Source organism: Mesorhizobium sp. UC74_2, assembly GCF_042701485.1.
Classification (GTDB): domain Bacteria; phylum Pseudomonadota; class Alphaproteobacteria; order Rhizobiales; family Rhizobiaceae; genus Mesorhizobium.
In genome coordinates this window covers 2,067,465-2,082,090 of the sequence record NZ_CP170562.1, presented here as the reverse complement: position 1 = coordinate 2,082,090, position 14,626 = coordinate 2,067,465, and the positions used below count along the sequence as shown (strand labels likewise).

14 protein-coding genes are annotated in these 14,626 nt (G+C 59.7%); 7 read left to right on the top strand and 7 right to left on the bottom strand.

Annotated features, from left to right (window positions below):
• Positions 1–236 precede the first annotated feature (236 nt).
• Positions 237–902, top strand: coding sequence for an outer membrane protein (locus ACFJIU_RS10075; protein WP_379070672.1), 666 nt, complete (start codon positions 237–239; stop codon positions 900–902).
• A gap of 86 nt (positions 903–988) precedes the next feature.
• On the opposite strand, the gene ACFJIU_RS10070 is transcribed toward ACFJIU_RS10075, so the two are convergent.
• From ACFJIU_RS10070 to ACFJIU_RS10045, 6 genes are all read right to left on the bottom strand, one after another.
• The gene (locus tag ACFJIU_RS10070; RefSeq protein WP_379070669.1) at positions 989–1,585 is read right to left on the bottom strand and encodes a glutathione S-transferase family protein; all 597 of its coding nucleotides are present in this window, start codon (positions 1,583–1,585) and stop codon (positions 989–991) included.
• 128 nt (positions 1,586–1,713) lie between these two features.
• Positions 1,714–2,151, bottom strand: coding sequence for a hypothetical protein (locus ACFJIU_RS10065; protein WP_379070666.1), 438 nt, complete (start codon positions 2,149–2,151; stop codon positions 1,714–1,716).
• Positions 2,152–2,242: 91 nt separating this feature from the next.
• On the bottom strand, positions 2,243–3,097 hold the full coding sequence (locus ACFJIU_RS10060) for a 23S rRNA (adenine(2030)-N(6))-methyltransferase RlmJ (protein WP_379070663.1): 855 nt from the start codon (positions 3,095–3,097) through the stop codon (positions 2,243–2,245).
• 4 nt (positions 3,098–3,101) lie between these two features.
• Complete coding sequence (locus tag ACFJIU_RS10055; RefSeq protein ID WP_379070661.1) at positions 3,102–3,707, bottom strand: hypothetical protein; 606 nt, start codon at positions 3,705–3,707, stop codon at positions 3,102–3,104.
• A gap of 38 nt (positions 3,708–3,745) precedes the next feature.
• Entirely contained in the window at positions 3,746–4,195 is a 450-nt protein-coding gene (locus ACFJIU_RS10050) for a DNA polymerase III subunit chi (protein WP_326892275.1), read from the bottom strand.
• Positions 4,196–4,198: 3 nt separating this feature from the next.
• Positions 4,199–5,692, bottom strand: coding sequence for a leucyl aminopeptidase (locus ACFJIU_RS10045; RefSeq protein WP_379070657.1), 1,494 nt, complete (start codon positions 5,690–5,692; stop codon positions 4,199–4,201).
• A gap of 378 nt (positions 5,693–6,070) precedes the next feature.
• Between ACFJIU_RS10045 and lptF the strand changes: the two genes are divergently transcribed.
• The 6 genes from lptF to rsmA all read left to right on the top strand — a co-directional run bounded on the left by lptF (position 6,071) and on the right by rsmA (position 13,674).
• On the top strand, positions 6,071–7,270 hold the full coding sequence (gene lptF, locus ACFJIU_RS10040; RefSeq protein WP_379070654.1) for an LPS export ABC transporter permease LptF: 1,200 nt from the start codon (positions 6,071–6,073) through the stop codon (positions 7,268–7,270).
• Entirely contained in the window at positions 7,267–8,352 is a 1,086-nt protein-coding gene (gene lptG, locus ACFJIU_RS10035; protein WP_379073039.1) for an LPS export ABC transporter permease LptG, read from the top strand. Before lptF ends, lptG begins: the two co-directional genes overlap by 4 nt.
• A 2-nt stretch (positions 8,353–8,354) precedes the next feature.
• On the top strand, positions 8,355–10,775 hold the full coding sequence (locus tag ACFJIU_RS10030; protein WP_379070652.1) for an LPS-assembly protein LptD: 2,421 nt from the start codon (positions 8,355–8,357) through the stop codon (positions 10,773–10,775).
• Between the two features lie 105 nt (positions 10,776–10,880).
• Positions 10,881–11,816, top strand: coding sequence for a SurA N-terminal domain-containing protein (locus ACFJIU_RS10025; RefSeq protein WP_379070649.1), 936 nt, complete (start codon positions 10,881–10,883; stop codon positions 11,814–11,816).
• Positions 11,817–11,848: 32 nt separating this feature from the next.
• Entirely contained in the window at positions 11,849–12,847 is a 999-nt protein-coding gene (pdxA, locus tag ACFJIU_RS10020; RefSeq protein WP_379070647.1) for a 4-hydroxythreonine-4-phosphate dehydrogenase PdxA, read from the top strand.
• Positions 12,844–13,674, top strand: coding sequence for a 16S rRNA (adenine(1518)-N(6)/adenine(1519)-N(6))-dimethyltransferase RsmA (gene rsmA, locus ACFJIU_RS10015; protein WP_379070645.1), 831 nt, complete (start codon positions 12,844–12,846; stop codon positions 13,672–13,674). Before pdxA ends, rsmA begins: the two co-directional genes overlap by 4 nt.
• Before the next feature lie 56 nt (positions 13,675–13,730).
• Here rsmA and ACFJIU_RS10010 read toward each other — a convergent pair whose 3' ends face one another.
• On the bottom strand, positions 13,731–14,438 hold the full coding sequence (locus ACFJIU_RS10010; RefSeq protein WP_379073037.1) for a DNA helicase: 708 nt from the start codon (positions 14,436–14,438) through the stop codon (positions 13,731–13,733).
• Positions 14,439–14,626 lie beyond the last annotated feature (188 nt).

Sequence of the window (14,626 nt, the reverse complement as noted above, 5' to 3'; positions counted from 1 at the left end):
CTTGTACCAAGCCGGGTGCAGCCGCCCTCCCGAAAGGCTCCTGACAACTTTGTTGCACTAGTGCAACGTCATCGTTCAGCCTCATTCGCGCCAGCTAAAGACCCAAGTTCAGGTTCGCTTCCGCCGTATTTGCCGCCCAAATTCCGGAACCGTTGAACGCGTGATCCGTTTCCTCCCCCGGCGGGTCTGGTTCGCAAGGAACAAGCCAGCGTCTTTGGCTTTATGGAGTAAGAACTATGTCTATCAACCACAAATTCGCGCGGACTTCAGTTGCTGCGATCGGGCTCCTCGCCGTCATCGGCACCGTTCCCGCTTTCGCTGCGGACGTCGTTTCGGAAGAGCCACCGGCTCCGGCTCCGATTGCTGAGCTGCCGGTTGCATCCTGGGCCGGCGCATATGCCGGTGTGAACCTCGGCTACGGCTTCTCGGGCCGCACTAAGGTCGAAGACTACAACACCCGCATCAAGACCGATGGTTTCATCGGCGGCGCCTTTGCCGGCTACAACTGGCAGCAGGACAACTTCGTGTACGGCGTCGAAGGTGACCTCGGTTACAACGGCTCGAAGGGCTCGTCGAATGACTTCAAGTCGAAGTCGGGCTTCGAAGGTTCGATCCGCGCTCGCCTCGGCTACAGCGTCAGCCCCGACATCCTGCTCTACGGCACGGCCGGTGGCGCAGGCGAAGGCCTGAAGGTGACCGACGAACTCACGGGCCTCGGCGATCGTAAGACCATGTTCGGCTGGACCGCCGGTGTCGGTACCGACATCAAGTTCACCGAGAATGTCTTCGGTCGTGTCGAGTATCGCTACACCGACTACGGTTCCAAGACCTTCGACAACGGTATCGGCAAGGTCAAGGACAGCGACAACCGCATCCAATTCGGTGTCGGTATGAAATTCTGATCGCGTCCCGATCAGCAAAAGCCGGGCTCAAGCGAGCCCGGCTTTTTTGTTTTAGAATTGACGAGCGTACAGTATCGACGCCTCTGTCAGGCCGGTATGCAGCCCTTGAGTTGCGGAAACTTCTCGTCGAAGCGTGCCGCCCAGCGCACCAGCCGCCCTCGCCCCTTTTCCCATTTGCCTGCGAAACGAAGCGACAGATAACCGAGCGCAGCGCGTAGCGCGATTTGACCAACGGTAATCTTGCTCGGCAATTTGGGAGGATTGGCGTTCAGACCGTCGAGTGCGCGGGTGACCTTTTCCCACTGTCTGTCCAGCCAGGGCTGGTACACCTTCTCCTCGGGTCGTACCCTGCGTTCATAGACCATCGACAAAGCCGAATCGCAAATACCGTCCGCCAAGGCTTCCAGAGCTTCCGCTTCCAGGCGCTTTTCGGGGTTGCGCGGGAAGAGTACGTTCTTGGTCTGTCGGTTGAGGTATTGGGTTATGGCCCGGCTATCGAAGACCGACTGGCCTGTCTCCAGCACAAGCACAGGGATCTTGCCAAGCGGATTGGCAGCGATCAGATCCGCCGGGTCTTCCTCCGTCTTCACCGGCTTCAAGTCCAACGCAATGCCAGCATAGGCGGCTGCCATCCGGACCTTGGAGCTGTAGGGCGAAGTGGTCGCATAGAGCAGACTGGGCATGAAATCCTCATTGAAAGCGCGCTCTGGCGCAGTTGCGCCAGACGGACGATGACTGCCCTCGTCCAGCAACACGTGGATCAGACCGGATGACGATCAGAAGAGCGCCCTTGCCAGGGGCACCGGAGCGTTCAGCGCAGAACGCGGCAGGCGCCGTTGTAGACATACCAGCGGTCGAAGCCTGATACGCAGAACTCGACATTGTCGCCAACGCCGGCATAACCCTGCCCTTCCTCAATCAGATACCAGATGGTGCGCTCATGTCCGTCCGAGAGGATGACTTTTGCGTCGCAATAGCGACGACCGATCGGCCAATTCTCTTCGGCCGGCTGATAGCGGCGCTCATTGATGCGGCGAAAGTCGGTGATCTGCACATCGGGGAGATTCGGCACATTGCGTACCTGGTAGGCAAAACGGCTGCTGATCTTGTTCAGCACCCAAGCCTCACCGCACACGCCCGGATCACTTGAATAGCTCGACAGATCGGCGGCTTGCGCCACTGGAGCAACGGTCATAACCGAACCCAGGCAAATCAACCCGGCAAGAAAGGATTTGAACGAGTGTGTCATGGCGGCGCCTCATTTCTGGTCGGCGGCACTGTGCGGATTTGCCGTCATACGGTCAAGCCAGGAAGTATCCGGCCTCGATCAAATCCGATGCCTAGCTGTCCTCGCGCGCCAGCCAGTCGAGCCGCCAGCCTGTTGCGGCTGGTTCTGCCATCGCAGCCTGCAGCGCGGGCAGGATCAGACGGAGTTCCTGTTCCAGGGTGAATGGTGGATTGATCACCACCATGCCGGTGCCGTCCAGGCGTTCGCTGCGCGAATCCGGTCGCACTTCGAAGACGATGTCGAGCACCTTGCCGATACCAGACGCCGTCAACCGATTTCGGAAGTCGGCAACGCCGCGTCGATCCTTGATCGGATACCAGAGTGCATAGATACCGCCTGGCCAGCGGTTGTAGGCCTTTTCAACACCTGCGGCGAGGCGATCGAACTCGCCTTCCTGCTCGAAAGGAGGATCAACCAGCACCAGCCCGCGCTTTTCCTTGGGCGGCAGATGCGCGCCGAGCGCCAGCCAGCCATCCAGCTCGATGACACGCGTCTGAAAATCGCCTTCAAACTGTCCCTTCAGCCGGACAGCATCCTGAGGATGCAGTTCGATCGCGGTGAGCCGATCCTGCTTGCGCAGCAGACGCCGCGCAAGCCATGGGGAACCGGGATAGAAGTCAATTCCACCATCAGGGTTGCAGGAATTGATTGCTTCGAGATAAGGCCCCAGCAAGATAGTCGCCTGTATGCCTGGGTCGATCGCGGCCAACCGGCCGATACCGTCCCGCCACTCGCCAGTCTTCTGGGCCTCGCTGGAAGAAAGATCATAAAGACCGATACCGGCATGGGTATCGATGACACGAAACGGCTTGTCCTTCCGTTTCAGATATTCGATCAGGCGCACCAGCACGACGTGCTTGACCACGTCTGCGAAATTGCCGGCATGATAGGCGTGGCGATAATTCATGGCCTTAGACGGCGCCCCGACCCCAACGCGGCTTGGGCGGAGTTTCCGGTTTGTCGGGACGTCTGCTGAAACGGATTGCCAGCACCAGACCGATCACTCCGAATGCAAGCGATCCGAAGCCCACTTGCCGAACCCGCGCGTCAGGCACGGCAGCCCCGCTGCGCAGGACCAGATCGACCGCCTTGATCTGCAGGTTGTCGACATCTCCAAGGCCGAGCGAAAAGACGTAGGTGTTCGCCTCCTCAACTTCGATCAGCCCCGCCTCGTCGCGAAATATCTTGTCGGTCAGCTGTGGGCTTTGTTCGCGGGGCGTCGGATTGCCGCTGAAACTCAGCCGTTCGGCAAGCACCGTTCGGTTGCCCGCCGCGACAGTCAGCGTCAGTACGGTGCGATCAAAAGCGATGATGCGATCGGCATTGGTGGTGAGATCGACAAAGACCCGGACCGGTCCGGTCCCGGCTTTCAGCGACACTGTCACCGGTTTGAAGCGGCCATCCTGATAAGCGTGCCAGGTGCCGAGTTCCTCGCCGGAGAAATTTCGAACGGCCCAGGGATAGAGAAGACCAAGGGCGACGCCAGCCAGAATGAACAGCAGGAAAAATCTACGCATCGCTCAGCCCTTAGAGCGCTGAACGCGCTCATGCAATGTCATGCCTTGCGCTCCCAGCGCCGGTCCGCCGTCTGCTGCCAATAAGTTACGGTGTGGCCAGCGCCCTTCATGTCCTTCCAATGGCTGCGCGCTGCCTCGACCTGACCTGCGTCATGTCCGTCGAAGAGGAAAACGGCGCGATCGTAGCCGGCAAGGTCCGGAGGGCTGGCGCCGTCCACGAGGAAACGGATCTGCGCCGAATTGGGGTTCATCTCCCCGGTCGTGAGCAAGACTGGCTGTTCCGCCGGATAAGGCTCTCGGTCCGTCGCATGCGCCAGGAAGCCGTCATCGCGATAGATCCACAAATGCTGGTCAAGTGCATCCCTGCGCTCTTCCGTGCCCGTCTGCACGACGACGCGCCAGCCACGATCGACACTGCGCTCGAGCAGGCCCGGTAATGCCTCTTCGAGCGTCGACTCCGTCATGTGATAGAACAGCACTTCGGCCATCGATCAGCCTTCGTAGTGGTCGCGCACCAGCCGGTCGAGCAGCCGGACGCCAAAACCGGAGCCCCAGGACTGGTTGATTTCGCTGGCCGGAGCCCCCATGGCCGTCCCCGCAATGTCGAGATGGGCCCAAGGCGTTTCCTTGACGAAACGCTGCAGGAATTGAGCTGCGATGATGGCACCGCCATAGCGTCCGCCAATATTCTTCATGTCGGCGTTCTTTGAATCAATGAGCTTGTCGTATTCACTGCCGAGCGGCATGCGCCACAGCTTCTCCTGAGTGGCGGTTCCTGCCTGCACAAGCTGTGCGGCGAGTTCGTCGTTGTTGGAGAACAACCCGGCATGGTGTTGCCCCAGCGCGACCATGATTGCTCCCGTCAACGTGGCAAGATTGATCATCAGCCGGGGTTCGAAGCGATTGTTGCAATACCAGAGCGCGTCGGCGAGCACCAGGCGCCCCTCGGCATCGGTGTTGAGCACCTCGATGGTCTGGCCGGACATCGAGGTGACAATGTCACCTGGCCGCTGTGCATGGCCGTCGACGCTGTTTTCCACCAAACCGAGAATGCCGACGACATTGGCTTTCGCCTTGCGGGCAGCAAGCGCGTGCATCAGCCCCGTAACCGCCGCTGCACCGCCCATGTCGCCCTTCATGTCCTCCATACCCGATGCAGGCTTCATCGAATTGCCGCCGGTGTCGAAGGTCACCCCCTTGCCGACAAAGGCAAGCGGCTTGTCCTTGGCCTTGCCGCCATTCCATTGCAGCACCGCCAGTCGGGCACCGCGTGGCGAACCTTGCGCGACACCAAGCAGGGAGCCCATGCCGAGCTTCTTCATTTCCTTCTCGGTGAGGATCTCGACCTTGACGCCCAGTGCCTCCAATTGCTTGGCTTGCTCGGCAAATTCGACCGGCCCCAGCGCGTTCGCCGGCTCATTGACGAGGTCGCGCGCGACGATCACGCCGTCGACAACGGCCTCCAGTTCTGCGAACGCCCTCTTGGCAGCAGTTGGATTTGCCGTCTGAATGGTGATCTTGATCGGTGTCTTGGCGTCGTCTTTTCCTTCGTCACTTTTTCTCGTCTTGTATTTGTCGAAGGAATAAGCGCGCAACAAAATGCCGGCAGCAACGCCGGCAGCCTCTGAACCGTCCGCTTGGGTACCCGGCAGGTCGACGACGACCACAGCGTCCTTGGCCTTGCGCAGTGAAGCAGCCACATGCCCGCCAAGCTTCAGCCACGCATATTCGTCCAGTGCGGACAGCTTGCCGGCGCCGACCACCACCAGCCGGTCAAGAGCGGTGCCTTCCGGCGCGAATATCTCGGCGGAAGAGCCGAATTTCCCGGAAAAATCCGCGGCCGGAAGAGCCCTTGCCAGCGAATCGGATGGATCATGCGCCTTGGCCCCTTCGGAAAGCCCCGCCTCTTCCGCAGAGAGCACAAAGACCGTGCCTTTCTTGACAGGGGCGAATTTGGCAAAGGCAATCGTAGGTCGGGCAGCCATGAGATCCTGCTTGATTTGAATGCTTGGATTGAAGCGCGACATTTCGCGCTTTTGAAACGTTTGGCAAGACCGGCAAACTTCCAGCGAGCATAAGGAAATAGGCTCAGCGCGCCATGCTGCCACCTTCAGTCGCCGGATGCGTGAATGCAATATTGGCAGCTGCCGACCCTTGACGATCGCCTGTGCGTCGCACAAATGTCTGGCTCAAAGTGCTGTTAACCATACCTATTCGCCTTTTCTTATCCATTGCCGACCAGAGTCGACGGCACCGGACATGACGACTTGAAACGGAACCAGGCCGGTTGTGTGGGTGTCACCGGAAAGATAACTTCTAGAGCTGCGACACCCGTCGAGATCAATCGAGAAGAACTGCCCTGAATGAAGGTCGCCGAGCTCTATATCTTCCGGCGCGCGCTCTCGCTCTTTCTTGCGGCGTTGGCGTGGACGTTGGCGATTGTCTGGACGACGCAGGTTCTCACCCGCATCAATCTGGTGACGGACAATGGGCAGTCGGCGGTTAGTTTCTTCCAGGTTGCCGCGCTTATCCTGCCAACCATCATCCCGATCGTTGTCCCCTTCGCCCTCATTGTGGCGGTCGCGCAGACACTCAGCGTCATGAACTCCGATTCGGAGCTGGTGGTGATCAACGCCGCCGGCGCCTCGCGCATGACCGTCGTCAAGCCGATCCTGATCCTTGCACTGATCGCGAGCGTGTTCTCTTTCGTCGTCGACAACGGGGTTGAGCCTTATGCGCGCCAGAAAAACCGTGAGCTGATTGCCAGCGCGCGCGCCGACTTCCTGTCGTTGATCATCCAGGAAGGGACCTTCCGGAAAATTGAAGACGGCCTGTTCGTCCAGATCGGCGAACGTTTTGCCGATGGCGGCCTGGGCAGCATCTTCGTGGCCGATTCCCGGCAGCAGGGCACCGACCTCGTCTACTACGCCAAGACAGGCGCAGTCATCGACAAGGGCAATGAAAAAGTCCTCCTGATGAATGACGGCGTGGTGCACCGCAAATCACCTGCCGGCGATGTTTCCGTCATTCGTTTCACGTCCTACGCCTTCGATCTGTCGGCGTTTGCGACGGCTGCACAGGCAACGCTCTATCCGAAGGATCAGACGACACAATATCTGCTCAACCCCGATCCCAACGACCGGTATTATCAACAGGCGCCAGATCAATATCGTGCCGAGCTTGCCTTGCGGTTTTCGGAATGGGCCTATTCGCTTGCCTTCGCGATGATCGCCTTGGCCGTCGCTGGTGACGCGCGCTCACACCGGGAAGCACGGATCCACCCACTGATCACGGCTATCTGCATCGCGCTGTTCGTGCGCTGGCTGGGTTTCTTCGCCGCAGGCAAGGCCAACACCAATCCTCTCTATAATTACCTGGTGGTAGCCGTGCCTTTTGGTGCGTCGATCGTGGCCGCATGGGTCATCTTTTCCAATCGCCGCATGGAGTTGCCGTCGAGTTGGGCCGACTGGCTCACGAACATGTTCAGCCGTTTTGGCGAAATAGGGATCCGGCTGAGACTTTGGTGGGCCAATCGCTCCGCAACGCGTCAGGGGAATTCCTGATGGGTTGGACACTCGGCCGCTATTTCTTCTTCCGCTACCTGGGGATCACCATCTGGATCTTCCTGGGACTGTTTGCCCTTGTCTTCCTGATCGACTTCACGGAATTGACGGGTCGGATCGCTGGGGTGCCCGGTTTCACCTACCAGGCGGGTTTTGCTATCTCGGCGCTGCGCGTACCGATGATCATGCTGCAGACCGTTCCCTTTGTTGGTCTGTTTTCGGCCATGGCGACACTGGTTTCGCTCAACCGCAAATACGAACTGGTGATCGCACGCTCGGCAGGCATTTCGGCCTGGCAGTTCCTGTTGCCCTGCTGCATCGGCGCGCTGTTGTTCGGCACGGTTGCCGTCGCGGTTCTCAATCCGCTGGCTGCCTACGGCTTTTCACAATCCGAGAGAATTGAAAGCGAACTGCGCTCGGGAGCGTCGAACGACGTCTCGGCCGATGCTGCTCCGTGGATCCGACAGAAGACCGCGGCCGGCGATACCATCATCGGCGCGCGTGCCATCCTGAACCAGGGACTGGAGATGGCGGACGCCGTTTTCTTCCTGCTCGACCAGCAAGGCAACATCATCGAACGCAAGGACGCCAAGCGGGTGTTCCTGCGCGACGGCTACTGGGAATTGCAGGACGTCAGCATCCTCAAGGATGGCAATGTCGAAAAGAAAACCACGGACCGGCTGGCGACCGACCTGAAGCCGGAATTCGTGCAGGAACGGCTGGCACGGCCGGAAACAATTCCCTTTTACGAGTTGCCGCAAAAGATTGAAGTTGCTCGTTCCTTCGGGCTTAAGGCAAATGCATTCGCCATGCAGTTCGATTCGCTTGTGGCGATGCCCTTCCTTCTGGTTGCGATGACACTGATCGCAGCAACCGTCTCGATGCGATTTGCGCGCATGGGACAATCTGCAACGATGATTCTGGGTGGCGTAGTCGCTGGGTTTCTGCTTTATGTTGTGTCTGTTTTGGTCAAAGCGTTTGGAGTGGCGGGATTCGTCCCGACCGTGGTAGCTGCATGGTTTCCGGTGGTCGTGGCGATGTTCTTCGGGGTGACGTTCCTGCTGTACAGGGAAGACGGTTAGTGATGAGACCGGTTTTGCAAGGTCGCAGGCCGATCCGGGCGGCACTTCTGTGTGGAGTGAGCGCACTCGCTTGCCTATTTGCCGGCAGCCTGGCGACGGCTGTCCCGGCAGCGGCGCAGTCCGTGGAAGCACCCAGCGTGCCAGCCGGTTCGCAGATGCTGCTCGAATCCGATACGCTGGTTTATGACAATGACAACCAGACGGTGACCGCCGTTGGTGGCGTGCAGATCGACTATGGCGGCAACAAACTGGTTGCTCAGCGTGTGGAATACGACCGCAAGACCAAACGTCTTGTTGCGACCGGCAATGCACAGCTTGTTCAGAGCGACGGCACCAAGGTCAACTCCGAGCACATCGACATCACTGACGATTTCGCCGACGGTTTCGTCAACGCGCTGCGTGTCGAGACGGTCGACAAGACCTATTTCGGCGCCGAAAGCGCCGAACGCATCGGCGGCGTGCTGACGACGTTCCACAACGGTGTCTACACCGCCTGCGAGCCTTGCGAAGACAAGCCCGACAAAGCGCCGATCTGGCGCGTCAAGGCCAAGAAGATCATCTGGAACGGCCAGAAGAAGACGGTGCGCTTCGAGAACTCCAATTTCGAGTTCTTCGGCTTCCCGATTGCCTTCCTGCCGGCTTTCGAGATCGCTGACCCTACGGTGAAGCGCAAGAGCGGCTTTCTGATGCCCGGCATCACTTTCAACAGCAAGCTCGGCACCGGCATAACCGTTCCTTATTACTTCGCGCTGTCGCCGACCTACGACATCACCGCGCGTGGAACCTACTATACCAACCAGGGCTTCCTCGGCGAAGCGGAGTGGCGCCAGCGTTTCGACAATGGCCAGTACAGCCTGCGCATTGCCGGCATCGACCAGCGGAAACCCTGGAAATTCGATCCCAGCACCGTCGACTCCGGCCCAACCGGCGATCCGAACAAATTCCGCGGCATGATGGGTACCAAGGGCCAGTTCGCGATCAATTCGCGCTGGAACTTTGGCTGGGACGTCCTGCTGCAGACGGACAAGAATTTCTCCAACACCTATCACATCAACGGCTACGACGCTTCGGTCCATCGCTCCGAAGTTTATCTGACCGGTCTGAATGACAGGAACTATTTCGACCTGCGCGCAATGCACTTCGAAGTGCAGGAAAAGACGCTGCAGCGAGAGGCCGGCGCCCGATATCAAACCGGAGCGCGCGACGAATTTCAGCCATGGGTGCTGCCGTCGCTCGACTACGCCTATATCCCGGATGCGCCATTGGCCGGCGGTCAGCTCTCAATCAATCTCAATTCCCGCGTCATCAAGCGCGACCGCCTCGATGAGGCTTTCACGGTGAACTATGATACCTTGAGCGCAGTACAGCGCGTTCGTGGCATCGAAGGCAATTCTGGCCGTTTGACAGCGGAAGCCGAGTGGAAGCGCAGCTTCGTCACCGATGGCGGCATGGTCATCACGCCGCTGCTGGCTTTCCAGGCCGACGCCAGCTACCTGAACGCGTCTTCCGGCTCGCTCGATGCCGTCAATCAGATGGCCGCCGCGCAGGGTGTTTCCGCGGACATGCGCTCATCCTTTGCCAGGGCTATGGCAACCGCGGGCCTTGAGTTCCGTTGGCCTCTGCTGTTCACCAGCTTGACCGGCGGCTCACACATCATCGAGCCGACGGCGCAATTGTTCGTGCGCCCGAACGAATCCTATGTCGGCGGCTTGCGCGTTCCCAACGAAGACGCGCAGAGCATGGTGTTCGATGCGACGACGCTGTTCGAACGCGACAAGTTCTCCGGCTATGACCGCATCGAAGGCGGCACGCGCGCCAATGTCGGCGTGCGCTATTCCGGCAGCTATGCCAACGGCTGGACGACAAACGCCCTGTTCGGCCAGTCGTACCAGCTTGGCGGCACCAACTCCTTCGCGCAGCCCGATCTGGTCAATGTTGGCGCCTATTCCGGTCTCCAGACCGACAAGTCCGACTATGTCGGCCTGGCCGGCTTCACCAGTCCCTACGGCCTTTCGGCCTCGGTCAGCGGCCGTTTCGATGAACAGACCTTCGAGGTTCGTCGCGCCGAAGCCAAGGCGGCCTACAGCGGCTCGTCTTCCATTTCTGTTTCTGCGCAGTATGCCTTCATCCAGGCTCAGCCGGGTTACGGATTCGAGGAAGACCGCCATGAGGTCACACTGGGAGGTTCGACACGCCTCAACCAGAACTGGCGCGTCTTTGGTTCGGGCACATACGACATCCAGACCCGGGTACTGACCGGCGATGGTGTCGGCTTCGCCTATGACGACGAGTGCTTCACGTATATGATGACGGTGTCGGAGAGCCGCGACCGGACCACCAGGGAAGTGACCCGCAACATCGGCTTCAACATCTCGTTCCGCACCATTGGCGATTTCGGCTCGACGTCCAGCAGTTTCCAGTAAGCCATCCCCCTTGCAGGACATGGTTTCGCCGCATAGGACGGGCATGGGAAAATTGTATTCGGCTCAGTGATGAGCCGGAACCGAAATGGATTTGGAACAGAGACGATGAGGAAACAGCTCTTTTCCGCGAGCCTTGCACTTCTGGTTGCAGCCGCGGGTGTTTCGCTGACGGCGATGTCCCAACCGGCCTTTGCCAGCGAAATCAAATATGTCGTCAACAATGTCGCCATCACGACCGGCGACATCCAGCACCGCGCTGCTTTCCTGCGCCTGCAGAAGCGCAAGGGTGACGCTGCCGACGAAATGGTCGAGCAGACGCTTCGCCTCGCCGAGGCAAGACGCCTGGGCATCCGCATTTCCGACCAGCAGGTGAATGAAGCCTACGCGCGCTTTGCCTCCAACAACAAAATGCAGTTGGCGCAGCTTGATGGCGTCATGGACAAGTCGGGCGTCACCAAGCAGCATTTCAAGGATTTCATCCGCGCACAGATGGCCTGGAACCAGGCACTCAGCATGCGCTACCGTTCCGAGCAGGGCAGCGGCGGCCTGAGCGAACAGGACGCCGTGCGCAAGATGCTGCAGAAGGGCGGAAACAAGCCCTCAGCCACCGAATATCTGCTCCAGCAGATAATTTTCGTCGTGCCGGCCGCCGAGCGCGGCGCATTGATGGCCAAGCGCAAGCGCGAAGCCGAGGCCATGCGCGCACGCTTCAATGGATGCAACACGACGCGTGAATTCGCCAAGGGCCTGATAGACGTCACCGTCCGCGACCTCGGCCGTGTGCTTGCACCGCAGTTGCCGGCAGACTGGGCGGACCAGATCAAGGCAACAAAGGCCGGCGGCGCGACCAACGTGCGTGAAACGGACCGCGGCATAGAGTTCATCGGCATCTGCTCGGCGCGCGAAGTCTCGGACGACAAGACCGCTCAGTTGATGCTCCAGAACGAAGGCCTCGGCGGCAAGAAGGACGATGCCGCAGACGAGCTCAGCAAGAAATATGTCTCTGAGTTGAAGGCCAAGGCCGTCATCGTTCAGCGCTGACGGCTGTGCGCGAAACCAGACTTCCTCTCGCCTTGAGTGTGGGCGATCCGTCCGGAATCGGCCCGGAGATCGCGCTGGCTGCCTGGGAACGGCGCAAAGAATCAGGCGTTCCTGCTTTCTACCTGCTTGCTGACCCGATTCTGCTGGCCGCACGCGGCCGTCGCGTCGGTGCCACTGCCACCATCGCCGAAACAACACCGGAAAAGGCAAACGCCGTTTTCCAGGATGCCTTGCCGGTCGTGCCGCTGGAAGCGAAGTTTCTCGATACCGCCGGTCATCCTGATCCGGTCAACGCAAAGGGTGTCATCGAGGCCATCGACCGTACTGTTGCGGACTGCCTTGCTGGTCGTGCCGCCGGGGTTGTCACCTGCCCCATAGCCAAGAAGCCACTCTACGACGCCGGTTTCGGCTTTCCCGGCCATACGGAATATCTGGCACATCTGGCCACTCGCCACTCCGGTCGGACGGTAATGCCTGTCATGCTGCTGGCGGGGCCAGATCTGCGCACCGTTCCCGTCACGATCCATATGCCACTCGCGACGGTGCCGAAGGTGCTCACCACCGAGCTGATCGTGGAGACGGCTCGCATCACCGCGCGCGATCTGAAGGGCCGTTTCGGGATCGAAGCGCCGCGGCTTGCCATTGCGGGCCTCAATCCACATGCCGGCGAAGGCGGCTCCATGGGTAAGGAAGACCTGGAGATCGTTGCTCCCGCTGTCCAAGCACTGCGTTCCGCAGGCATCGATGCGCGCGGGCCGCTGCCTGCCGATACGCTTTTCCATCGACGCGCCCGAGCGGGCTACGACGTTGCGCTTTGCATGTACCACGACCAGGCCCTGATCCCGGCAAAGACGCTGGCTTTCGATGAAGCCGTTAATGTAACTCTTGGCTTACCGTTTGTTCGCACTTCACCAGACCATGGCACGGCCTTCGACATCGCGGGAAGCGGTATCGCACGACCGGATAGCTTGATTGCAGCGCTGAAACTGGCTGCGGAATTGGCCGGAAATGTCAGGAGCACGGACGCATGAGCGCCGACGGACTGCCGCCGCTTCGAGACGTCATCGAACGCCACGGCCTGCAGGCCAAGAAGGCGCTCGGTCAGAATTTTCTGCTCGACCTGAACCTGACTGGCAAGGTTGCGCGTACCGCGGGTGATCTGACCCAGTCGACAGTCATTGAGGTTGGCCCAGGGCCTGGAGGGCTGACACGCGCGCTGCTCCTGCATGGCGCACGCCGCGTGGTCGCCATTGAGCGTGATGAACGCTGCCTGGCGGCGCTTTCCGAGGTATCGGCCCATTATCCGGGACGGCTGGAAGTTATCTCGGGCGACGCGCTCAAGACCGATTTCTCGACCTTGGTGACCGACGGCCCGGTCAAGATCGTCGCCAACTTGCCTTACAATATCGGCACGGAGCTGCTCATTCGCTGGCTAATCGTCGACCGTTGGCCGCCTTTCTACCAATCAATGACGCTGATGTTCCAACGCGAGGTAGCCGAGCGTATCGTCGCAAAACCCAACTCCAGCGACTACGGCCGGCTGGGCGTATTGGCAGGCTGGCGAACAGAAGCGAAAATCGCGTTCGATGTGCCACCACAGGCATTCACGCCGCCTCCCAAGGTGACGTCGTCCGTTGTGCATATGACACCGCGCGTATCCCTTCTATCCGCAGATGTGAAGAAACTCGGCCGCGTTACGGAGGCGGCCTTTGGTCAGCGCCGGAAGATGCTGCGGCAAAGCCTTAAAAGCCTCGGCGGCGAGAAACTGCTGGAGCGGGCCGAAATCGATCCGACCCGCCGCGCCGAGACCCTTAGCGTCGAGGAGTTCGTACGTCTGACCAACTTGCTGGGTAGCTGAGCCTCACCACCGACGGCGCTGGCACACTCCAAGTCGGCCCTTCTGCGAACTCCAGCTCATGCAGTGAACTGGACATCTCCGTCATTCAGGAAACATGCCCTGTCGAACAGGCTGAGATCCAAAGGATTTGGCAGGCGAACGTCGCCAAGGTTCGGGAACGGCTTGTTCGCAGGGTCGTAGGAGCGGTCGATCTGGGAGATGAAGACAAAGATAAGCCCCTTGTCGCGAGCGAACGATCTCAGCTCACGGATCTGATCGACCAGATCCGGACTCTGGCGCTTCTGATCAAGCAATTGCAGGTAGTCGACCACCACAAGCGTGCCCCTGGGCGCCGCTTCGAGGGCGGTTATCATGTAACCAGCATCGATTGCATCAGAACCATCGAACTCGAACCGGTTGGCGAACTGGACTGGTTCAACGCCAAGAGCATGAAAGCGGCCGAGTATGTCCTTCTGGGTGTACTCGAGCGAGAAAAATGCGCTGCGACGTCCGATCTTCATCGCTTCGATCGCCAATTCGAGGCTGAAGAGTGTCTTGCCCTGCCTTGGACGCGCGCCGACCAGAAGCAGATCACCAGGCTGCAACGAAGCGAGCAGCCTGGCGGCAGCAGGCACTTCCTGACGTTTGGATGCCAGCAAACTCCAGCTCACAAATCCCTCTTTGGCTGCGGTACGGTCAAGCGCGGCATGAAGAGGGATTTTCTCCTCGCGCGACAGCCGCTTGGCCTGTCGCTTCAATTGATAGGCCGGGACAGAGAGCTTCATTGAAAAACCTCCTATTGCGAGCTGGTTTCGCAATCCCTCCTTATGCGCGATGCTCGAACAGTTGGTTCGATGAGAATTGGCCCCGCATGAACAATGCTTCCCGAATGGAGGGCGGAGGCGCGGGCCAGTGCCATGCAAAAACATAACAAGGCTTCGCTGAGTCGAGAACTGCCTCGATTCACATCGGC